General features: G+C 69.9%; 21 protein-coding genes. 6 read left to right on the forward strand and 15 right to left on the reverse strand.

The genetic code is table 11. From position 1 onward, the window contains the following. The first annotated feature begins 78 nt into the window (after positions 1-78). The 4 genes from ACYVJS_RS06865 to ACYVJS_RS06880 all read left to right on the forward strand — a co-directional run bounded on the left by ACYVJS_RS06865 (position 79) and on the right by ACYVJS_RS06880 (position 3,178). The gene (locus tag ACYVJS_RS06865; protein WP_460738987.1) at positions 79-579 is read left to right on the forward strand and encodes a thiamine pyrophosphate-binding protein; all 501 of its coding nucleotides are present in this window, start codon (positions 79-81) and stop codon (positions 577-579) included. Next, a complete protein-coding gene (locus ACYVJS_RS06870) occupies positions 576-1,190 on the forward strand; it encodes a thiamine pyrophosphate-dependent enzyme (RefSeq protein WP_307321821.1) in 615 nt (204 codons plus the stop codon). The genes ACYVJS_RS06865 and ACYVJS_RS06870 overlap by 4 nt, the downstream gene beginning before the upstream one ends. Positions 1,191-1,254: 64 nt before the next feature. Beyond that, entirely contained in the window at positions 1,255-2,820 is a 1,566-nt protein-coding gene (locus ACYVJS_RS06875) for a GMC family oxidoreductase (protein WP_460738989.1), read from the forward strand. Positions 2,821-2,920: 100 nt separating this feature from the next. Further along, positions 2,921-3,178, forward strand: coding sequence for a hypothetical protein (locus ACYVJS_RS06880; RefSeq protein ID WP_460738991.1), 258 nt, complete (start codon positions 2,921-2,923; stop codon positions 3,176-3,178). Between the two features lie 102 nt (positions 3,179-3,280). On the opposite strand, the gene add (ACYVJS_RS06885) is transcribed toward ACYVJS_RS06880, so the two are convergent. From add (ACYVJS_RS06885) to ACYVJS_RS06915, 7 genes are all read right to left on the reverse strand, one after another. Beyond that, positions 3,281-4,321 (reverse strand): adenosine deaminase, encoded by a 1,041-nt coding sequence (gene add / locus ACYVJS_RS06885; RefSeq protein WP_460738993.1) that lies wholly within the window; start codon positions 4,319-4,321, stop codon positions 3,281-3,283. Beyond that, on the reverse strand, positions 4,318-4,938 hold the full coding sequence (locus tag ACYVJS_RS06890) for a helix-turn-helix domain-containing protein (protein ID WP_460738995.1): 621 nt from the start codon (positions 4,936-4,938) through the stop codon (positions 4,318-4,320). The genes add (ACYVJS_RS06885) and ACYVJS_RS06890 overlap by 4 nt, the downstream gene beginning before the upstream one ends. A gap of 9 nt (positions 4,939-4,947) precedes the next feature. Continuing rightward, positions 4,948-5,982: an adenosine deaminase gene (gene add, locus ACYVJS_RS06895; RefSeq protein ID WP_460738997.1), complete on the reverse strand. Its 1,035-nt coding sequence runs from the start codon at positions 5,980-5,982 to the stop codon at positions 4,948-4,950. A gap of 51 nt (positions 5,983-6,033) precedes the next feature. Continuing rightward, positions 6,034-6,915 carry an ABC transporter permease gene (locus ACYVJS_RS06900; RefSeq protein ID WP_460739872.1) on the reverse strand — a complete coding sequence of 294 codons (882 nt, stop codon included), beginning with the start codon at positions 6,913-6,915 and terminating at the stop codon, positions 6,034-6,036. Positions 6,916-6,920: 5 nt separating this feature from the next. Continuing rightward, the gene (locus tag ACYVJS_RS06905; RefSeq protein ID WP_137418381.1) at positions 6,921-7,754 is read right to left on the reverse strand and encodes an ABC transporter permease; all 834 of its coding nucleotides are present in this window, start codon (positions 7,752-7,754) and stop codon (positions 6,921-6,923) included. Next, complete coding sequence (locus ACYVJS_RS06910; RefSeq protein WP_274286640.1) at positions 7,741-8,568, reverse strand: ABC transporter ATP-binding protein; 828 nt, start codon at positions 8,566-8,568, stop codon at positions 7,741-7,743. Before ACYVJS_RS06910 ends, ACYVJS_RS06905 begins: the two co-directional genes overlap by 14 nt. Before the next feature lie 88 nt (positions 8,569-8,656). Then, positions 8,657-9,733 carry an ABC transporter substrate-binding protein gene (locus ACYVJS_RS06915; RefSeq protein WP_460739000.1) on the reverse strand — a complete coding sequence of 359 codons (1,077 nt, stop codon included), beginning with the start codon at positions 9,731-9,733 and terminating at the stop codon, positions 8,657-8,659. A gap of 304 nt (positions 9,734-10,037) precedes the next feature. On the opposite strand from ACYVJS_RS06915, the gene ACYVJS_RS06920 reads away from it, so the two are divergent. Further along, complete coding sequence (locus ACYVJS_RS06920) at positions 10,038-10,538, forward strand: septum formation family protein (RefSeq protein ID WP_460739002.1); 501 nt, start codon at positions 10,038-10,040, stop codon at positions 10,536-10,538. 56 nt (positions 10,539-10,594) lie between these two features. On the opposite strand, the gene ACYVJS_RS06925 is transcribed toward ACYVJS_RS06920, so the two are convergent. The 3 genes from ACYVJS_RS06925 to add (ACYVJS_RS06935) all read right to left on the reverse strand — a co-directional run bounded on the left by ACYVJS_RS06925 (position 10,595) and on the right by add (ACYVJS_RS06935) (position 14,243). Continuing rightward, positions 10,595-11,965, reverse strand: coding sequence for an amidohydrolase family protein (locus ACYVJS_RS06925; RefSeq protein WP_460739004.1), 1,371 nt, complete (start codon positions 11,963-11,965; stop codon positions 10,595-10,597). Between the two features lie 132 nt (positions 11,966-12,097). After that, positions 12,098-13,162, reverse strand: a complete 1,065-nt coding sequence (locus tag ACYVJS_RS06930) for an ABC transporter substrate-binding protein (protein ID WP_460739006.1) — start codon at positions 13,160-13,162, stop codon at positions 12,098-12,100. A gap of 28 nt (positions 13,163-13,190) precedes the next feature. After that, a complete protein-coding gene (gene add / locus ACYVJS_RS06935) occupies positions 13,191-14,243 on the reverse strand; it encodes an adenosine deaminase (RefSeq protein ID WP_460739008.1) in 1,053 nt (350 codons plus the stop codon). Positions 14,244-14,354: 111 nt separating this feature from the next. Here add (ACYVJS_RS06935) and ACYVJS_RS06940 point away from each other — a divergent pair, with 111 nt between their 5' ends. Continuing rightward, positions 14,355-14,939: a helix-turn-helix domain-containing protein gene (locus tag ACYVJS_RS06940; RefSeq protein WP_460739010.1), complete on the forward strand. Its 585-nt coding sequence runs from the start codon at positions 14,355-14,357 to the stop codon at positions 14,937-14,939. Positions 14,940-14,958: 19 nt separating this feature from the next. On the opposite strand, the gene ACYVJS_RS06945 is transcribed toward ACYVJS_RS06940, so the two are convergent. From ACYVJS_RS06945 to allB, 5 genes are read right to left on the reverse strand one after another with little or no spacing between them, the layout of a single operon-like run. Further along, positions 14,959-16,269, reverse strand: a complete 1,311-nt coding sequence (locus ACYVJS_RS06945; protein WP_460739012.1) for an allantoate amidohydrolase — start codon at positions 16,267-16,269, stop codon at positions 14,959-14,961. Further along, positions 16,266-17,492 (reverse strand): pyridoxal-phosphate-dependent aminotransferase family protein, encoded by a 1,227-nt coding sequence (locus ACYVJS_RS06950; RefSeq protein ID WP_460739014.1) that lies wholly within the window; start codon positions 17,490-17,492, stop codon positions 16,266-16,268. The genes ACYVJS_RS06945 and ACYVJS_RS06950 overlap by 4 nt, the downstream gene beginning before the upstream one ends. A 23-nt stretch (positions 17,493-17,515) precedes the next feature. After that, on the reverse strand, positions 17,516-19,084 hold the full coding sequence (locus ACYVJS_RS06955) for an AtzH-like domain-containing protein (RefSeq protein ID WP_460739016.1): 1,569 nt from the start codon (positions 19,082-19,084) through the stop codon (positions 17,516-17,518). Beyond that, positions 19,081-20,193, reverse strand: coding sequence for an acetamidase/formamidase family protein (locus ACYVJS_RS06960; RefSeq protein WP_460739018.1), 1,113 nt, complete (start codon positions 20,191-20,193; stop codon positions 19,081-19,083). The genes ACYVJS_RS06955 and ACYVJS_RS06960 overlap by 4 nt, the downstream gene beginning before the upstream one ends. Then, the gene (allB, locus tag ACYVJS_RS06965) at positions 20,190-21,536 is read right to left on the reverse strand and encodes an allantoinase AllB (protein WP_460739020.1); all 1,347 of its coding nucleotides are present in this window, start codon (positions 21,534-21,536) and stop codon (positions 20,190-20,192) included. The genes ACYVJS_RS06960 and allB overlap by 4 nt, the downstream gene beginning before the upstream one ends. Positions 21,537-21,554 lie beyond the last annotated feature (18 nt).

The raw sequence follows: 21,554 nt of genomic DNA on the forward strand, positions 1-21,554 counted from the left end.
CGAAATGTCCGCCCCAAAGCGCGAAAAGCGCCCCAAACCCGGAACAGACTCCACCCACCCGCACGAAAGAGAGACCACATGAGAGCCGACGCCGTCGAGGCGGTGATCCGCGGGCTCAAGCGAGCCGGCGTCTCCGTCGCCACGTACCTGCCCGACTCGCTGCTGAAGGAGCTGTATCCGGCTCTGGACGCGGACCCCGACATCCGCACCATCCCCGTCACGAACGAGGGCGAGGGCGCGGCCATCGCCGGCGGCGTGTTCCTCTCGGGCAAGCGCGCCGTGCTGGTCATGGAGAACTCGGGGCTGCGCGCGGCGACCGAGCACCTCGCCCGCATGGGACTCGGCGCCGGCATCCCGGTCGTCATGGTCATGAGCTACCGGGGCGAGATGGGCGAGAACAACTGGTGGGCCATCCCGCACGGCATCACGATGGAGCCGCTGCTGAAGGCCCTGCGCACGCCGTACACGATCGTCCGCGACGTCGACCAGCTCGAGACGGCGATCGTCCGCGCCTACGACACCGCCTACGCGTCGTACTACCACGCCGCCATCGTCCTCGGAGGGGATCTGGTCCGATGAGCTACTCCCGATTCGAAGCCATGAAGCTGCTCGCCGCGCGCCTTGCGGACGAGCTCGTCATCCTCTCCCTCGGCGGCGCCGTCGACGAGTGGTACAACGCGGCTCCGCACATGCGCGAGGCGAGCCTGTTTCAGCAGCAGCTCGGATGCGTGACGCCCGAGGCGTTCGGCCTCGCGGTGGGCCTGCCCCACCGCCGCATCGTCTCGCTCGACACCGACGGCGGCCTGCTGTTCAACCTCGGCATCCTCGCGACCCTCGGCAACGAGCGCCCCGAGAACCTGTTCATCGTCGTGTGGGACAACGAGCAGTACCAGTCGATCGGGGGACCTGCGACGCACACGGCGAAGGGCCGCGTCGACCTCGCCGCGATCGCGCGCGGCGCCGGTGTCGAGAAGGCCTTCACCGCCGAGACGCTCGAAGAGTTCGACGCGCACTGCGCAGCGGGACTCGCCGCATCCGAGCCGTACATCGTCGTCGCGAAGACCGACGGCATCCTCGAGCCGGGGATCAAGCGCAAGCACTCCGACGGACGCGAGGACAAGTACATCTTCGTGCGCCACGTCGAGGCCACGGAGGGCATCAGCATCATGGGTCCGAGCGAGCACAACTGATGGCGTCTCACCTCCTCGCCCTGGTCCCCCCGCGAGACGAAACGCTCCGCGCGGGGAGCCACTGATGCCTCTCGTGCGCACCCCCGCCGCCGGCTACGACGAGATCGTGGTCGGCGGTGGGGCGGCCGGATGCGTGCTGGCGGGGCGCCTGTCGGAGGATCCCGCGGTCCGCGTGCTCCTCATCGAAGCGGGCGGCGACCACCGCGGCGTGCGTGAGATCCTCGACGCGGCCCACTGGGACGCCCTCATCGGCGGCGAGTACGACCACGGGTACCGGTCGACGCCCACTCCGCACGTGCTCGGTCGCTCGCTCGCGATGCCGCGCGGCAAGGTGCTCGGGGGCTCGTCCTCGACGAACGCCATGCTCTGGTACCGCGGCAACCGTGCGGACTACGACGCGTGGGTGGATGCGGGCGCCGCCGGCTGGGGCTACGAGGATCTGCTGCCGTACTTCCGCCGGTCCGAGACCCGCGCCGGCGGCGATCCCGCCTACCGCGGGCTCGCGGGGCCCATGCGGGTCGGCCCCCTCGCGCACGTGCACCCGATCGCGCACGCGCTCATCGCCGCCTCCGCAGAACGCGGCCTTCCGGTGATCGACGACGCGAATGCGGCGTCCAACGAGGGCGCGACCTACCCGGACTACAACGCGATCCAGACCGACGACGGCGCGTTCGAGCGCTGGAGCACGGCGCGAGCGTACCTCGAGCCCGCGCTCGAGCGAGCGAATCTCGACGTGCTGGTCGACAGCCGCGTCCACGCGCTCGTGCTGGCCGCAGGCCGCGTCACGGGCGTCAGGCACACGGTCGGCGATGTCGCCGTGGAGACCACCGGTGCGCGCATCGTGCTGGCAGCCGGGGCGCTCGACACCCCGCGGCTGCTGCAGCTCTCGGGGATCGGGGACGCCGGCCGGCTCGCCGCATCCGGCATCCGCGCGACGCACCATCTGCCCGGAGTCGGCGAGAACTTCCAGGACCACCCGCTGATCCTGGGCATGAACTTCCGCGCCCGACACGACCTCGGTCCGGTGATCGGCAACGGCGGCGGCGCGATGCTCAACTGGCGCAGCTCCCACGCCGAGGCGGGGCCCGACCTCCACACCGTCGTCGCGCACGGCTCGCGCGGCGATGAGGCGCTGCACGCGCGGCACGACCTGTCGGGAGAGCGCGTCTTCGCTCTGGTCCCCGGTCTGTATCGCTCGCGGAGCGTCGGCTGGGTACGGGTGCGCTCGGCGGATCCGGATGCGGCCGCCGACATCCATCCGAACTATCTCGCCGATCCGACCGACCTCGCTGCGATGGTCGAGGCCGTGGACGCCGTGCAGGATCTCGTCGCCGCATCCGCCTACGCCGACCTCGCGGAGGGTCCGATCACGCCGGCCGCGGGGATGCCGCCCGCCGATAAGGTGCGGTTCGTGCGGGAGAACATCGGCACGTTCTTCCACTGCTCGGGCACCGCGCGCATCGGCACGGATGAGCTCGCGGTCGTGGACCCTGCGCTGCGGGTGAGAGGCCTCGAGGGGCTCTGGGTGGCGGATGCGTCGGTGATGCCGTCGATCCCCACGTGCAACACGCAGGCCCCCACTGTCGCGATCGCCGAGCGCGGCGCCGAACTCGTCGCCGCCGCCCGCTGACCCCTGGCCCGCCCCGACCTGCACCCGGTTCGCCTGTCACAGATCGCGCCGAGATCCTCGATCTGTGACAGGGGAACCCGGTTCGAGGGACCCGCGGGCTGTGGATCGCGAGCGTCGCCCTCTCGGCGATCTCGATCCTCACGGCGCTGGCGGACGGAAGCTACGACTTCGCCGACGCAACTGGGCGCGCATCGTGCTGCTCATCCTGGCCATCATCGCGGTGCTGGCGGGGCTCCCCACCTTCGCCACGGGCAACATCGTGGACATCCTCATCGTCGTGGTCGCGCTCGCAGCAGCCGTGCTGATGTACCTGCCGGCATCGAGCCCGTACTTCCGTCGCCGTCCCGCGGCCGCCTGACCGGATCCCGGGCCTGTTCGCCTGTCACAGATCGACGGGCTGCCGTCGATCTGTGACAGGCGAACAGTGAGCAGGAGGATCAGCAGCCGCCGGCGGCGCGAGTCAGGCTTCGAGGAGAGCGTCGAGGGCGACGAACGCGCCCTCGAACTCGCCGCGCAGGCGTGCCTTCGTGGCCGCATCCGCGAACGAGATGTCGATGCCGGCGAGGGCGATTCGCTTCGCCGTGGCCGCGTCGACGCCCAATGCCACGAGCCCCTCGCGGTACTCCTTGCCGATGTCGGTGCGGAAGAACATCGCGTCGTCGGTCGATACGCTCACCGTGAGTCCCGCGTCGATCATCGCGCGCAGGCGGTGGCCCTCGTCCAGCGTCCAGCCCGAGCAGATCGTCGTCGACACGGGAGTCGTCGCGAACCCGATGCCGCGCTCCAAGGCCAACGCCACCACGGCCGCATCGTCGACGATGCGGTACCCGTGGTCCAGGCGGTCGCAGCCCAGCACCTCGATCGCCTCGCGCACCGCATCCGGTGTCGCCGTCGGAGTCTCCCCGACGTGCGCCGTCAGCTTCAGCCCGGCGGATGCGGCGAGCCGGTACGCGGCGGCGAAGCGAGTGGGGTCCTCGGTGTTCTCCGGCGTCAGATCGTCCTGACCGATGCCCACGACCTCGGGGATGCCGTGCTCGATCACCTCGCGCACCATCGCGACCGCGGACTCGGGGCTGTCGCGCCGGTTGATCGCGGCGACGATGCGGAATCCGACGCCGAAGTCGGCCTCGGCGCGCCGCAGGCCCGCGATGATCGGGTCCATCACATCCCGGTAGCCGATCCCGCGGGCGGCGAAGTACTGCGGGTTCACGTAGTACTCGCGGTAGCGCAGGTTGCCCTCGGCGACGGCGGCCCTCACGCCCTCCCAGGCGACCCGCTCGAAGTCCGCCGGCTCGCGCAGCACGTCGTGCGCGGCGCGGAAGGCGACGAGGAACTCGGGCAGGTCGGCGAAGTCGAAGAGCGTCTCGGGGTCGTCGCCCCACAGCTCCACGCCGTAGCGCGCGGCCAACTCGATGAAGGTCGTCGCCGTCATCGTCGAGGCGAAGTGGCAGTGGAGTTCCGTCTTGGGCAGCAGCTGCAGGTAGTCGGCGTACGAGATCACGGCGTTCCTCCGGGTGTGCGGGGCCTGAGAACGCCCGCGCTCTTGACGACGAGAAGCCGGTACGGCTTCCCGTCCAGCGACCACCAGCGGTGCACGACGCCCCCGGGGAAGTGCACCGAGTCGCCGGCGGTCAGATCGTGCGCCTCGCCGTCGAGTTCGATCCGGATGCCGCCGGCCACCACATAGAGGAACTCCTCCTCCTCGTGGGTGAAGCTCTCACCGGGCACGAGCGCGTCGGCGACCACCTCGACCGGGTGGAAGGCGCGCGCGTCGTGCGCCAGCATCCGCGCCGTGCCGGATGCGAACCCCTCGGGCACGGCGCCGGAGCCGGCGCGCTGGATCTCGATCGCGGATGCGGCCTCGCGCGGCTCGTCGGAGGCCGCGATCAGCTCGATCGGACTCGTCTCCAGCGCCACCGCGATACGCCGCAGCGACGCCAGGCTCGGCTGAGCGAGCCCGCGCTCCAGCTGGCTCAGGAACGGATGCGACAGCTCGGTGGCCGCGGCCAGACGTACGAGTGTGAGTCCGCGCGCCTGCCGCAGCTCGCGGATGCGGGCACCGAGACGCTGCCCGGCCGCATCCTCGTCCGCGGCGATCGTGGCGACAGGGTCGGTCATGGTCCGAGGTTATGCGGCGGGCATCGCGACGCCGTGGCGCGCCGCGTAGTCAGCGACGGCCGCGAGGTAGGCGGCGCGGCGGGCGGGCGTCAGCCAGGAGGCCTCGAACGAGTTGATCGCGAACTGGACCAGGTCGGTCTCGGTCAGCTCCGCCTGCTCGGCGAGAGCGACGTAGGTGTCTGCGACATAGGCGCCGAAGTACGCGGGGTCGTCCGAGTTCAGCGTGACCTTGGCACCCCGACGGAGCAGCCCCACGATCTCGTCCGCCTTCATCTGCTCGGTCACGAAGGAATTCGAGACCGGGCACGTCGTGAAGCCGAGCCCCCGCTCGATGGCGAGGTCGACGAGAGCCGGGTCCTCGACGATGTTGGTGCCGTGGTCGATGCGGTCGACCTGGATCTCATCGAGCACCGCGCGGATGTTGTCGATCGAGCCGGGCTGGTCGATGTCGCAGTGCATCGTGAGCAGGAAGCCCTCGGCGCGCGCCCGAGCGAAGACCTCGGCGAATTTCTGAGGCGGGTTTCCGCGCTCGTCGGAGTCCAGCCCGATCCCAAGGATCCACTGCTTGTAGGGCAGCGCCTCCATGAGGGTCGCGAAGGCGAACTCGGCTGAGTAGTCGCGCAGGAAGCACATGATGAGCTCGGCAGAGATACCGAGCTCGCGCTCCGCGCGCACCACCGCACGGCGATAGCCGCCGATCACGTCGGCGAACGGCACCCCGCGGCCGGTGTGGGCCTGCGGGTCGAAGAACATCTCGACGTGCACGACGCCCTGCGCCGCGGCCCGCTGGAGATAGGCCCAGGCGAGGTCGTGGAAGTCGTCGGCCGTGACCAGGACCCGCATCGCCGGGTAGTACACCGCGAGGAAGCTCGTGAGGTCGGTGAAGTCGTAGGTGGCCTTCACCTCGTCGACGGTCTTCTCGGCGAGCTCGATGCCGTTGCGCTCGGCGAGCGCGAACTTGAGATCGGGCTCGAGGGTGCCCTCGAGGTGCAGGTGGAGCTCTGCCTTGGGCAGGCCGTGCGCGAACGCGGTGAGATCGGTCATACCGAAGATCTTCCTGGAATCGGCGGATGCGGCGCGAGTCGCCGCGGGGGGTCAGATACCGGTCTGGGCGCGCATGCCCATGCGGGCGAGCACCACGTTCTCGACGATCTGGATCACGTTGTACAGCACGAGCGAGACGACCGTGACGAGCACCACGGACGTCCAGAGCGCGCTGAACTGCGCCTGCGGGATGTAGCCGGCGATCGAACCGCCGATCCCGCCGCCGACGGCGAGCCACTCGGCGAGCAGCGCACCCGTGATCGCACCGGGCACCGAGATGCGCACGGCGGCGAAGAACGCCGGAAGCGAGGACGGCATGGCGATCTTGCGCAGCTTGGCCCACGAACCACCGCCGTAGACCTCGACGAGGTCGTTCATCTGCGCGGAGGCGGACTTGAGACCGAACGAGATGTTCACCAGGGCGGGGAAGAGCACGACGATCCCGCCGATGACGGCCACGGTCGCGATGTCGCGGCCGAAGATCATGATGATCACCGGCGCCATCGCGATCAGGGGCACCGAGCGCAGGAGCATCGCGACCGGCATGAGCGCATGCTCGATCCCCTTGCTCAGCTGGAAGATGCTGGCGCCGAGAATCGCGACGACCAGTCCCGACACGAAACCGATGAGCGAGTGCCCCAGCGTGACGGCCAGGTTCCCGAACATTAGTTCACGGTTCGCCTCGGCTGCCGGCAGCGTGAAGAGGTAGTTCCACACGTCGATGGGGCCCTTGGCGATCATGGGCGAGACGTTGAGGATCGCCAGCACACCGACCCAGAGGGCGAGCACGCCCACGAGGGTGCCGACGAAGGTCACCATTCCCCAGCCGAACGCCTTCAGGGCACCGGACGCCACCTGCTTGCGCACTGTCACCTGGATATCGGGCTTCTGTGTGGAACCCGGGCCCGCGATCGGCGGCTGAGCAGTCATCATTGTGGTCACTTCTGGGCTCCCTTCGACCAGGGCGCGATGAGGCGGGCGACGAGTCCGACGAGGGCGAAGCCTGCGAGTGCCACGGCGCCGGAGGCGAGGGCGAGTGCCCAGACGAGGGGCGCGTCGGAGTTCTGCTGCGCGAGGATCATCGCCAAGCCCACCCCGGCCTCGATCTTGCCGAAGAACTCACCGAGCACGGCGCCGAGGAAGGCGGCAGGGACGGCGATCTGCAGCGCATTGAGGATGGCGGGAAGTGCCGCGATGAGCCGCACCTTGCGCAGCTGCGTCAGCTTGCTGCCGCCGTAGACGGTGATGAGGTCCAGGCTCGACCGGTCGGCCGATTTGAGCCCGAGCAGCGCTCCGACGACGGTCGTGAAGAAGACCGACAGAGCTGCCAGGAAGACCGCCGTACCGCTGGGTTCGCCCGCCTTCGGAACGGGGAACAGCACGACGGCGAGCATGCCGATTGCAACGATCGGCACGCAGTAGGTGAGGATCGCGAACTGCATGGCCACGCCCTCGAACCGCGGAACGAGCAGAACGATGAACGCGAGCGCGAGAGCGAGACCGTTCCCCCAGAGGTATCCGATGCCGGCTTCGACCAGGGTCACCGAGAAGTTGCGGGCGAAGTAGTCCCAGCCGGTCGTGATGTAGGCCCCGATGACGTCGGGCGGACTCGGGATGATCTGCCGGCCCGAGGGGTTGAGGAAGATCGTCGAGATCAGCCACCAGAAGGCGACGAGGGCGATCCCGCCCATGATTCCGATGACCCATGCGGGGAGGCGGACGTCCTCCCACTGGACCGCTCTGCCCTTCGGCGACGCGTCAGTGGTCGTCATCAGCCGCGGCCCCTCCCGCTCCGAACAGGAGCTCCGAGGCCTGATCGACGTAGGAGTGGAACTCCGGGCTGCGCATCATCTCGGGCAGGCGCGGCCGAGGCAGATCGATCGTCATGACCTCCTTGATGCGGCCGGGGCGCGGGCTCATCACGGCGACCTGGTCCGAGAGGAAGATGGCCTCGGAGATGCCGTGCGTCACCAGCAGCGTGGTCGCCGGTTTCTCCGTCCAGATCCGCAGCAGCTCGAGGTTGAGCTTCTGGCGGGTCATGTCGTCGAGAGCGCCGAAGGGCTCGTCGAACAGCAGGACCTCGGGGCGCATGATGAGCGAGCGCGCGATCGACACGCGCTGCCGCATCCCGCCCGACAGCTGCGCCGGCTTGGCCTTCTCGAAGCCGCGGAGCCCGACGAGCGCGATCATCTCGTCGATGTACGCCTTGTCGGGGCTCTTGCCCGCGATCTCGAACGGCAGACGGATGTTGGCGTAGACGCTGCGCCACGGAAGCAGCGCCGAGTCCTGGAAGGCGATGCCGAGCTTGTTCTCGCGACGCATCTCCTTGGGGCTCTTACCGTCGACGCGGGTCGTGCCGCTCGTGGGCTGCTCGAGGCCCGCGAGGATCCGGAGGATGGTCGACTTCCCGCACCCCGACGGTCCGAGCAACGACAGGAACGTGCCCTGGTCGGTGTGGAGGTTCGTGTCCTGAAGGGCGACGACCGACTTGCGGCCGGTGGTGAAAACCTTGTTCAGGCCGGTGATCTGGAGGCCGGTGCCGAGCGCGGCATCGGTCGCGCCGGTCTCGACGACAGTCTGGGTCACGTCGATGGCTGCTTTCGCTCGGGGTCGGTGGGTCACCGACGGGGGGAGGGGAGTACGAGGGCGCCCGCGTACGGGCGCCCTCGCGGTGTCAACCTGCGTACTTGACCAGGTCGGGGTTCTCGCTGTAGAGCTCCTCGAGCAGCGAGGTGTCGAACAGCTGGTCGGCGGTCACGTCGATGCCGGCCTCCGACAGGCTCTTGATCGTGGCGTCCTTGAGGTCGTCGGAGATCGTGAACAGGCCGTTCTCGGCGGTCTCGTCGGAGACGACGAGGTCACTCAGCTGGGCGGCGGCACCGGCCTCGGAGTTCTTCGGGTCGAGGTTGAGGTCCTTGCCGTAGTCCTCGTAGGCGAGACGCGCACACTCGGCGGGGTCGGCGATCGCGTCGGTCCATCCCTGGATCTCGGCCTTCAGGAACGCCTTGACCTTCTCCGGGTTGTTCTTGATCATGTCGTCGGTTGCGACGAAGGTCTCGGCCGGGAACGCGAGGTTGTTGTCGGCGAAGGGCAGGTTGACCGTCTCGTAGCCCTCGTTCGCGACGATGATCGCCTCGTTGGTCAGGTAGGAGACGAAGCCGTCCACCTCGCCGTTCGTGAGGGGCGCCGGGTCGTACTGCACCGGGACGACCGTGACGTCGGACGTGGTCAGCCCGTTGGCGGCGAGGAACGCGTTGAACAGCGACGTGTTCGGGTCCTGCACACCGATCTTCTTGCCCTTGAGGTCGGCGACCGTGGCGATGTTGCCGCCGTCCTTCAGCGAGAGGATCGTGAACGGGTTCTTCTGGTATGTCGTGCCGATGATCTTCAGCGGCGCGCCCTCGCTCGCCACGACGGAGCCGATGGCAACGGCGTCGCTGAGACCGAAGTCGGCGGATCCGGCGATCAGCTCGGTGGCGCTCGTGGAGGGCCCGGGCACGAGCGTGGCGCTGCTGAAGCCCGCGTCCGTGTAGTAGCCCTTGGAGTCGGCGAAGAACTCGCCGCAGAACTCCTCGTTCTTGATCCAGCTGAGCTGGATCGTGGTGTCGCCCAGACCCGCGGCGTCCCCGCCGGAGGACGACGAGGATGCGGGGTCGCTGGATCCGGCACACGCGCTGAGCGCGAGGGCCGAGAGAGCGACGGCGGCGATGGACACGGCGACGCGCGTGCGGCGTGCGGTGAAGCGGGACATAAGCTGTCTCCCGGTTTGTCGGGTGGTGCACTTCGGGTGGTTGGGATGCCGGCGCCTCCCGTGCTCGGGTTCATCCCGGCGGCAGCGGTCTGCGTGACGAGTTCGACGCTAAGCGATGTAGATTTCACGAACACTGGCGCTCGTGTTTCCGCACCGTTACACCTGACCTATCCACAGGTCCGCGTCAAGAGGCTCATGCGCGCACGCGTGGACCGATAGCCTGGCGGCCGTTCACCACAGCGAACACGTCCCTTCAGCCTCCTCTGGCGGCACCGCCGTCCGAGCGCGCCCGAAAGCGAGTGCCATGCGTACCTCCCGCCTCCTTACCGCCACCGCCGTCATGGGGGCCGCCCTGTTCCTCGGCGGCTGTTTCCAGATCAGCGACCTCGGGGGCGGCCCCGAGGCGGTGCGCGACTCGGACACGGGCGAGATCACCGACGCCGGCAAGGCCGACGTCTTCACGCTCTCCGTGGGCGACTGCATGAACAACACGTCCAGCGAAGAGGTCACCGACGTCCCGGTCGTGCCCTGCAGCGACCCGCACGACACCGAGGTCTACTACGAGTTCTCGCTGCCGGACGGCGAGTACCCCGGCAAGGACGAGGTGTACTCCGCTGCTGAGGAGGGCTGTTACAACGAGTTCTCGAACTTCGTCGGCATCGCCTACGAGGAGTCCGCGCTGGAGTTCTCCTACTTCGCGCCCACCCAGCAGAGCTGGGACCAGGGCAACGACCGTCTGGTCTCCTGCCTCGTCGTCGACACGGCAGGTCAGGTCACCGGCACGCTCGCGGGCGCCGCGCGCTGACGGATCGCACGACGAAGGGGGCCGGGTCATCCCGGCCCCCTTCGTCGTTCGCGAGCTCAGGCGGGGTGCCGACCCAGTCGCTCGGCCACGCGCGGCAGGTCCTCGTGCACGCGGATGGTCGCCTCCGGCGCGAGCGGGTTCGTGGAGACGCCCTCCTCGCTGACGAGGCGGCCGCCCACGTAGACCCGTTTGAGGTTGCGGGGCGTCATCGACAGGACGTAGCTGCGCACGGGATGCCAGAGCGGTCCGACATCGGGCTTGCGGGGGTCGACCACGACGAAATCGGCGAACTTGCCGACCTCGAGGCTGCCGACGCGGTCGTCGACGCCCAGGATCGCAGCTCCCCCCAGGGTGTGCAGGCGCAGGACGCGCTCGGGCATCATCGACAGCGGATCCTTCGTGCGGGCGCGCTGCATGAAGATGCCCGCCCGCATGTTCTGCCACGGGTCGGAAACGTCGGTGCAGGCCTGATCGTCGAGTCCCATCCCGACCTTCATCCCCATCGCCAGCATCTCCGGCACGAGAGCGACCCCGGACGCGAGGCGTCCGTTGGATGCGGGCTGCCACGACATCGACGCGCCGCCGGCCGCGGTCTGCTCGATGATCTCGGGCGTGGTCTGGATGAAGTGGCCGAACATCATGCCCGGGCCGAGGGCTCCCGCATCCCGGTACATCGCGAACTTCGACTGCTGCAGCGGCACGGCCTCGGGCGACTCGAGGAAGTGGGCCTGGTTGGTCACCCCGAAGCGGCGCATCGCCTCCACCTCGACCTCGGCCGCATCCGGTCGCGGCGACCACTGCACCTGACCCATGATCGATGCGCCCAGCGCGAACGCGGGGTCCATCGCGCGCGAGTGGGCGACCTCGGCGGCGAACCGGTCGAAGATCTCCTCGTCGCTGCCGACGGTCGCATCCATGCCGATGGCGTCGACGAAGCGGATGCCGGCGTCGAGGCAGCCGTCGGCCTGACGGGTGTGGTACTCGAGTCCGCGCATCGCGGCGTTGCCGACGCGCTTGCCGTCGACCATCGACTCCCATGCCTGCAGCGGGTCGGTGAAGTTGTAGGCGGTGGTGACGCCGTTGCCGAGGAAGTCGAGGGCGCCGTGCAGGGTCGACCAGTAGATGTCCTCCGGCGTCGCCGCGGAGGTCATCCCGAGCATCGAGTCGCACCATCCGTAGAGCGTCTCGCCCACGCCCAGACCGCGTAGTCCGCTCGTGAACAGGTGCGAGTGGCTCGACACGAACCCGGGGGCGACGAACGCGCCGTCGACGTCGAGAACCTCGTCGGCGGTGACCGTGGGAAGTCCCGACCCGAGGGCCGCGATCCGTCCGTCCTCGACGAGCATCCACCCGTCCTCGATGTAGCCGGCGTCCTCGGTGCCGGCGGGCACGGTGATGAGGCGGGCGTGCGTGATCAGCAGGCTCATGGGACTCCTGTTCGGTTCGGGGCGGACGACACGGATGTTGGTGACGCTAACACTGCGATGTTTCGCGCGCGTGGCGCCGGAACGCGGCACGCCCCGCATCCGGTGGGGGATGCGGGGCGTGCCGTGGATGACTCAGCCGGCGTACGCGATGAGGTCGGGGTTCTCCTTGTAGACCTCGTCGAGCAGGCTCATGTCGAACAGGTCGGACGCCTCCAGCGTGATGCCGGCCCCGGCGAGGCTGGCGATCGTCTGCTTCTGCAGGGCGTCGGAGATGGTGAACAGGCCGTTCTCGGCGGTCTCGTCCGTGGTAATGAGCGCGTTCGTGGCCAACAGTCCGGCGATCGTCTTGGCGGGATCGAGGTTCAGGTCGGTGCCGTAGACCTCCTTCGCGAGACGCGCGCCCTCGTCGGGGTCGGCGAGAGCGTCGGTCCACCCGCGGATCTCGGCGACGAGGAAGGCCTTGAGCATGTCGCGCCGGTTCTTCAGGGTGTCGTCGGTGACCGAGAACGTCTCCGCGACGAACGGCAGGCCGTTCTCGGCGAGCGGCAGGTTGGCCGTCTTGAACCCGGCCATCTCGACCGTGATGGCCTCGTTCGTGAGGTAAGCCGTGAAGCCGTCGACCTCACCGTTGGTCAGCGGCGCCGGGTCGTACTGCACGGGGACGATGTCGACCTGGGAGGGGTCGATGTCGTTCGCCGCGAGAAGCGCCGAGAAGAGCGCCCGGTTGGAGTCCTGCACGCCGATGCGCTTGCCGATCATGTCGGCGGGCTTCACGATGTTGCCCCCGTCGGCCAGCGACAGGATGGTGAAGGGGTTCTTCTGCAGCGTGGCGCCGATGATCTTGATCGGCGCGCCCTCGGTGGCCACCGCCGTGCCGGCCGACACGGCGTCGTTGATCGCGATGTCGGTCGTGCCGCTGAGCAGCTCCGCGACGCCGGTCGAGGGGCCGGGGATCAGCTGCACCTTTCCGAGGCCCGCCTCTTCGTAGTAGCCCTTCGAGTCGGCGAAGTACTCGCCGGCGAACTCCTCGTTGAGAATCCAGCTGAGCTGGAGGGTGACGTCGCCGAGACCGGCCCCGTCGGACGATCCGGATGCGGCCGGCTCCCCCGACCCGCCGGCGCAGGCGGTGAGGGCGGCGGCCGAGACGACGAGGCCCGCGAGGGCGACTCCCAGGCGGGATCGGTGGCTGCGTGACATGGGTGCTCCTGGTGGTGGATGGGGTGGGTCAGGGGGTCTTCATGAGCGGCGCGGCGAGGTCGGCGACCATGCGGTCGGCGCGCTGGCGCAGGTCGCGTTTGCTGTCCGCGTCGAGCCAGCTCGCCTCGATCGCGTTGTCGGTGAAGGAGGCGAGGGTCTCGAGGCCGTACCCGAGCGCGTGAGCGAGGGCGCGGTAGTCGTTGGTGGGATCGGTGCCGAACATCGGCGGGTCGTCGGAGTCGATGGTCACGAGCAGTCCCGCATCCACCATCTGCTTGATGCGGAGGTGACTGCCGTCGCCGCTGCCGGAGTAGCGGCCGATGTCGCTCGAGACGGGGGTGCAGGTGAAGGGGATGCGCTCCTCGACGCACCGACGTGTGATGTCGGGGTCGTCGACAACGTGGTAGCCGTGGTCGACGCGGCTGCATCCGAGCAGGTCGAGGATGGTCTCGATGTTGTGCGGCGGCCCCGATTCGGAGTGCGCGGTGCGCTGCAGACCGGCCTCGCCGGCGAGCCGGAAGGCTTTCCAGAACTTCTCCGGCGGCCCGATCATCTCGGAGTAGTCGAGCCCGATCCCGATGACCTCGTCGTAGGGGTTGGCGATCATCGTCTCGACCAGCTCGGTGGCGGCCCCTGGGGTGTCGTTGCGGTTGAGGCCGACGATGAGATTGCTGCGGATTCCGGTGTCGGTCTCGGCGTCGCGCATTCCGGCGCGGACGCCGTCGATGATCGTGCGGTACCCGATGCCGGGGTGGCCGGGAGGGCTGAGGAAGATCTCACGGTAGAGCACGTTGTGCGCCGCACCTCCCGCCGTCAGCGACTCGTAGGTAACGCGGTGGAAGTCGTCGACGTCGCGGATGACGGAGCCCGCCACATCCAGCACGCGGAGGAACTCGTCGAGGTCTTCATAGCTGGCGTGGTCGAAGAGGTTCTCGGCGGTGCGTCCGCCGTCGAGCGTGACGCCGTGCTTGGCCGCCAGCTCGACGAGCGTCGTCGCCTGCACCGAGCCGATGAGGTGGCAGTGGAGGCTGACCTTGGGCAGGCCGCGCACGATCCGCTCGATCTCGGCCGTTGCGCTCATGGGCTCCTCGTACTTCTAAACTGAGGGAGACGCCCTCGGTGATAACTGACAGCATTCATATTCGACGGATGCGATGACGAGAGCATTCGGCTAACGTTTCCGGAGCGTAAATTGAGCGATCCCTCTCTCGATGCCGATCTCGGCTCGGTCATCGGTGCCGAAATCCGGCGACTGCGGGATGCGGCCGGACTCTCGACCCGCGAACTGGCCGCCGCGGCGGGGATGAGCCAGCCGTTTCTGAGCCAGATCGAGCGCGGAGCGAGCGCCCCGTCGATGGCGTCGGTCTACCGCCTCGCCCGTGCGCTCGGGGTGCGCCCCGGCGACCTGCTGCCGGCCGTGGGGGCCGACGAGGTCGATGTCGTCCGCGCCGGGGAGGGGCGCCGCATCCCCGTCGCGGAGCGGGACGACGCCGCGCTCGGGCGTGCGCTGCTGCTGCGTGAGAGCTCGGCGCTCGAGGTCGTCGAGTACGCCTTCGGTCCTGACGAGTACATCGCCGAGTGGTTCGAGTCGCCCGGCGAGAGCGGCCTGTATCTGGTCTCAGGGCGCCTCGAGGTGGACGTGCTCGGCGCCGGCACCTACGCGCTGGGGCCGGGCGACTTCATCCGCTTCCCCGCGGGCGCCCGCGACCGCTGGCGGCTCGTCGGCGACGAGCCTGTCGTCGCCCTCTTCGTCACGAGCGTCCCGCGCTCCCGCTGATCGCCCCGGCTCTTGGCCGTCAGCGCACGCGGACGTCGGCGGCGAGCGCCAGCACGGACTCGGCGAGGGCACGGATGCCGAGCGCCACATCCGGTGCCGAGACGGACTCCCCCGGATGGTGGCTGATGCCGTCGGGGTTGCGCAGGAACAGCATCCCGACGTCGGTGATCGCACCGATCGACATCGCATCGTGGCCGGCGCGGCTGAAGATCACGGCCGGGTCGGTGCCGCCGGGCGCATCGGTGGCGCCGATGCCCTCGCGCACGACGTCCTGCAGGAGCGGCGCGCACATGACGGCGGCGGCACTGTGCACTTCGCGTGAGCTCCAGCGCAGCCCGCGGCGGCCCATGATCGCGTCGAGTTCGCGGGAGAGCTCGTCCCACACATGGTCGCGGGTCTCATCGAACTCGCCGCGGAGGTCGAGAGAGAAGCGCGCCTCGCCGGGCACGACGTTCACCGCACCCGGGTAGGCCTCGAGCTGGCCGACGGTGCCGATGATGTGGTGCTCTTCGCGGCAGATGCGCTCGACCGCGAGCGCCGCCTCGCTCGCGCCGAGCAGCGCGTCGCGGCGCATGTCGTACGGCGTGCCACCGGCATGACGGGCCTCCCCCTCGACGACGAGTTGGAAGCGGCGTGCGGAGGCGATCGAGGAGACCACAGCGAGCGGCTCCCCGCGCCGGTCGAGCTCCGGTCCCTGCTCGATGTGCGCCTCGAGATACCCGATCAGCTCGTCGGGCCGCCGGGCGGCCTCGCCGATGCGCGCCGGGTCGAGTCCGAACTCGAGGAACGCCTGCCGCAGGCTCGTGCCGTCGGCATCCGTCAGCGCCCACCAGTCCTCGTCCCACAGTCCGGCCACCGCGGACGAACCGAGCAGGGCCTTGCCGAAGCGCGTGCCCTCCTCGTCCGAGAACGCGACCACCTCGAGGGCGAACGGGAGCGCGACGCCGAAACGCCCGTCACCGACCGGCGTCCGCAGGAGCCGGGCGATCTCGAGTCCCATGAGCACGCCCACGATTCCGTCGAAACGTCCCGCATCCAGCACGGTGTCCAGGTGCGAGCCGATGATCAGCGCGGGCGCGTCGGGGTCGAGCGTGTCCCCGATGATGCGGTCGAACCGGCCGATCTGGTTGCCCGCCGCATCCTGGCGCGTGCGCATGCCGAGCTCGCGCATCCACTCGGCCGCAAGGCGGTTCACCCGCGCATGCTCGGGCGAGAGATAGACCCGCTCGATGCGCCCCGGCGTCGCGGTGACGCGCGCGAGCTCGTCGCACCGCGCCATCACGCGCCGGGCGGCGGCCGCGATGCGGTCGGGCGAGACCTCCAACATCATGCGCGCCCCGCGAAGACGTCGGATGCGGCCTCGACGCCGCCGCCGGCGGGAACGGCGACGCCGTGCCGGCGCAGCACCGCCTCGAGGGCGGCCAGGGTCGTGAGGACGGTGTCCTTACGCGCGTTGTAGCCCATCGTGCCGATGCGCCACACCTTGCCGTGCAGCGGGCCGAAGGATGTGCCGATCTCGATGCCGAAGTCCTCCAGCATCGCGGTGCGTGCAGCATCGCCGGGCACGCCTTCGGGGATGGACACGGCCACGACGTTGCTCATCTTGTGCGCCACGTCGCCGAAGACGGCGAGACCGAGCGCCTCGACGCCGGCGAGCATCGCGCGGCCGGCGAGCTCGTGCCGGGCGATGACCGCCTCGCGACCCTCGATCAGCAGCAGACGCGCGCACTCGCGGGCGCCGTAGAGCATGCTCGTCGCCTCGGTGTGATGGTTGAGCCGGCGCGGACCCCAGTAGTCGAGGATCATGCCGAGGTCGAAGTAGTTGGAGCGCACGAAGTCCGGGGCGTCTTCGTCGCCCGCCTCGCGGATGCCGGCCTCGATCCGCTTGCGCGAGCGGACGACCTCGACGGCGCGCTCGCTCAGCGTGATCGGAGCGGAGCCGCTCGGTCCGCCCAGGCACTTCTGCAGACCGGCGGTCGCCGCATCCAGTCCCCAGGCGTCGGCCTCGAACACGTTGCCGCCCAGGGATGCGGTGGCGTCGGAGTAGAAGAGCACGCCGTGCCTCCGGCAGATCGCACCGATCTCCTCCAGCGGCTGCAGCATCGTGGTCGACGTGTCGCCCTGCACGAGGGCGAGGAGCGTCGGCTTGACGCGCACGACGGCCTCTTCGATCGCCGCGGCGGTGAACACCTGCCCCCACTCGGTCTCGATCGTGTGCACCTCGGCGAGCGCGCGTTCCGCGATCTCGGCGAGCAGGTGCCCGAAGCGTCCGAACACGGGTACGAGCACGCGATCCCCGGGGCGGATCAGGCTGACGATCGCGGCCTCGATGCCGGCGCGCGAGGTGCCGTCGACGAGCAGGGTCGCCTCGTTCTCGGTGGCCCACACCTGGCGGTACAGCTCCTGCGTCTCGTTCATCGTGTGGGTCATGAACGGGTCGTACTGGCCCACCAGCGGCGCCGACATGGCGCGCAGTACGGACGGGTAGGCGGAGATCGGACCCGGCCCCATGAGCAGGCGGGCGGGCGGGTCGATCGGGAGGGTGTCGGTCATGAGTGCTTCCTGGAGGATCGCGGTCAGAGCGCGGCGAGTCGGCGGCCGAGACGGACGAGGGCGATGTCGGTGCCGCTGCGCGAAACGAGGCAGACGCCGACGGGTGCGGGGCCGAGCTGCGAGCGGACGGTCAGCAGCGGGATCGAGAGGGCGGGGGTGCCGGCGACGGCCGCGGGCGTCGTCATGCGCAGCGTCGCCTGGCGCACGGCATCCACCTTCGCCGGGTCGGATGTGCGCATGGGCGCAGGACCGGGCACCGTGGGCAGCAGCAGTACGGCGCTCTGCAGAAGGGACTGGACGCGCTCGCGGAGCGGCTCGAGCGCCTGTCGCGCGACGCGCTCCGCGTCGGCCGTGACCTCGCTGGCGATGCGGAACCGCTCGGCGACCGCCGCACCCGTGGAGCCGGGGTGCGCCCGCAGCCAGTCGCGGTTGTTGCGCCACGCCTCCGCCGCCTGCACGGTACGGAACGGTTCGAAGTACTCGTCGAGATCGCCGATCGAGACCGTCTGGACCTCCGGAGCGTTCTCGGATGCGGCCAGCCGCTCGACGTAGGCGTCGAACGCCACCCGGGTGTCGGGCTCGACGTGCGTCAGCACCTCTTCGGGCACGGCGAAGCGCCAGGGCAGGTCGCCCGCGGATTCACCGAACACGCTCTCGGTCGACTCCGAGCCGTCATAGCTCAGGCACCAGTCGACGACGCGCTGGAGGGTGTTGCCGTCGCGCGTGAGCCAGCCGATTGTGTCGAAGGACTGCGCGAGGGGCAGCATCCCCTGCCGCGGCACGAGATTGTGGGTCGTTCGCAGCCCCCACAGCCCCTGGTACGAGGCGGGGACGCGCACGGACCCCGCGGTATCGGTGGCGAGTCCCACCTCCGCCTGCCCTGTCGCGACGGCGGATGCGGGCCCGCTCGACGATCCGCCCGGCAGCGCACCCGGGAGCGCCCCGTTGGGCGGGGTGCCGTAGTGCGCGTTGTCGCCCGCGATCGAGTAGGCGAACTCGTCGGTGCGCGCGATGCCGCGCAGCGACGCCCCGCCGCGCAGCAGATCGGTGACGGCGGGAGCCGTGGTCGACTCCGGCCTCGCGGTCTCGAGGAACGTCGGGTTGCCCGCGCCGATGCGGTAGCCCTTGATGGCGAAGAGGTCTTTGACGGCCACGTTGAGGCCCTCGAGCGGCCCCTCCCATGCCCCCTGCCACAGCGGGTCGCCGACCGTGCGCCACACCGATCGGTCCAGGGCCTGCGCCTTGCCCGTCACGTGCGCGGCCTCGATGACCCATCCGGTCTCACCACGGCGCCACAGCTGGGTCTGCAGCCCCGTTCCGCCCCCGGTGAACCGCGACACCGAGACGAGCAGAGCGAGATCGTCGGCGAGCGGACGGTACTCGATGCGCTGGATCGTCCGTGGCGCGACACCGCCGCGCACGCCGCGGAAGGCGCTGATCACGTCGTGGCCGACGAGCAGGCCCGCCGCATCCCCGCGCAGCGTCGCGTCGCCGGGGGCGAACATCTCGTCGAGCACCGCGAGGTCGTTGTCGAGGATGGCACGCTCGTAGCGGTCGAAGGCTGCCCGAAGGTCCGCGGGGATCTCGCTCATGCCCGACCCTCCGCATCCGTCGTGGAAGGTGCACCCGTGAAGTCCGATTCGCGGATGCGGGCGTGCACACCGCACACGATGTCGACGACCTGCGAGATGTCGAAGTCCGTCGCGGCCGAGAGATACGCGTAGGCGAGGTGCTCGGCCATGCCGTACCGCGCCTGAAGCAGGGTGAGGGCCGCGCGCACGCAGCGGCGCATCGCCTCGCCGAGGTCGGGGTCGAGTCCCGTGGGGACGAGGTACTCGGCGGTGCGCACGAGCGGGCCGAGGAGCTCGCCGAACTCGGCCAGTGCCACCGCGCGCGGCACGACGTCGAACCGCAGGGTGGCCCGCAGCGACGCCTCGAGCGCGGTGAGCGCGACCTCGCCGTCGCCCTGCGCGAAGTGCGGATCTCCGACGTACGCGAGCGCGCCCGCGACCTGCACCGGCAGGTACAGCACGGCGCCCTCGGTCAGCAGCTTGATGTCGATGTTGCCGCCGTGCGCGCCGGGCGGCACGGAGTGCGGGCGGTCTCCGCCTGCGACGGCCACACCCATCGTGCCGAGGAACGGCGCCAGCGGGAAGGTCACCGCGGCCGGTCCCCCCTCGATCAGCGGCAACGCGCCCAGGAGGGCGCCGTCCTGCTCCACGACGGGCGTGAAGACGCTCACGTTGTGCTCGCCGCGGGGCAGCTCACCCACGAGCGCACCCTTGCCGTGACGATTGCTGATCACGCCGTAGGGCACCCGCGGCTCGAGCCGCACGACCGTGATCTGCAGCAGGTCGCCCGGCTCTGCGCCGGCGACGTGGATCGGCCCTGTGACCACGTGCGGGCCGTCGGCCATCACGTCGCGCGAGAGGGATGCGGCGATCGCTACCGCATCCTCGAGCACCTGCTCCGCGGCGACGCCGTGCGCGCCGAAGAACGCGAGGGGGTCCTTGCCCTGGTCCTCGAGGATGCCCTCGTGGCTGACGGTGTCGACGGTGACGGTGGCGCCGGGTTCGATCCGGAGCACCGGCGCGTCGGTGGCGCAGGGCAGCCGGCCCCAGAAGACGTTCTCGACGGCGGCGGGAAGGTAGTGCTCGCCCGTGACGTCGCCGACGCCCGGCTGCAGGATGGGTGTGCTCACTGGCGCTCCTCGTCGATTGCCCCGATCAGCTCGCGCCCCACGCGCGCGAGCAGACCCTCGCCGCGACGGTACACCGGCTCGCCGTGCAGCCAGGTCTCGGCGACGACGCCGGTGAGACTCGCGCCGTCCCACGGCGACAGCGGATTGCGGTACTCGAGGGCCGCCGCATCCACGGTGAACGTCTCGTCGGGCGCGAAGACGGTCAGATGGGCGGGTTCGCCGACCGCGATCGTGCCGCGGGCGCCGAGTCCGCCGATACGCGCGGGCCCGGTCGTCATGAGCGGCAGGAACGCCTCGAGCGGGATGCCGCGCTCGCGCGCTGTCGTGTGCACGCTCGACAGCCCCGTCTGCAGGCCCGAGATCCCCCCCCATGCGAGGCCGAAGTCCGGATCGCCCTTGAGCTCCGGGGTCGCGGGCGAGTGGTCACTGACGATCGCGTCGATCGTGCCGTCGAGGACGCCCCGCCAGAGCAGGTCCTGGTTGGCGAGGTCGCGGATCGGCGGGCAGCACTTGAAGGATGCGGCGCCGTCGGGGACGGTCGCCGCATCCAGGGTCAGATAGTGCGGGCACGTCTCGACCGTGATCCGCACGCCCTCGGCCTTGGCCGCTCTCACGTCGTCGAGCGCCGTGCCGTCGGAGACGTGCACGATGTGCACGCGCGCACCCGTGCGCCGGGCGGTCTCGATCACAAGCTGGATCGCGGCCCGCTCGCTGGCGGGCGGCCGGGAGGCGAGGAAGTCCGCGTAGTGCACACCGAGCGCGCCGTCGGCGTGCAGGTGCGCGGGATGCTCGGCGTGGACGATCAGCAGCCCGTCGAAGGCGGCGAGCTCGGTGAGCACGTCATCGAGCTGTTCCGCGCTCAGGTGTCCGAACTCGTCGATTCCCGATGGCGAGAGGAAGCACTTGAAGCCGACGACGCCCGCGTCGGCGAGCTCCCGCAGGCGGCCGATGTTCTCCGGCACGGCGCCGCCCCAGTAGCCCACATCGACGGCGATGCGTCCGCTCGCTGCGGCCCGCTTCTCCGCCAGGGCGTCCGGGGTCGTGGTGACCGGGATGCTGTTGAGCGGCATGTCGAGCACGGTCGTGACCCCGCCCGCGGCGGCCGCCGCCGTCCCCGTGTCGAACCCCTCCCAACTCGCCCGCCCCGGGTCGTTCAGGTGCACGTGCGAGTCGACGAGGCCCGGGAGCAGCACGAGATCGTCCGGCAGAACGCGTTCCGCATCCGGATCGAAATCTCCGATCCGGATGACGCGCCCGTCGGCCACGGTCACGGTCGCCGGGCGGAACGCCCCGTCGAGGAACACACGTCGCGCCGCGATGACGGTGGATGCGGGGGTCGTCATGCCGACAACGCTAAGTGC

The organism is Microbacterium neimengense (genome assembly GCF_054782995.1).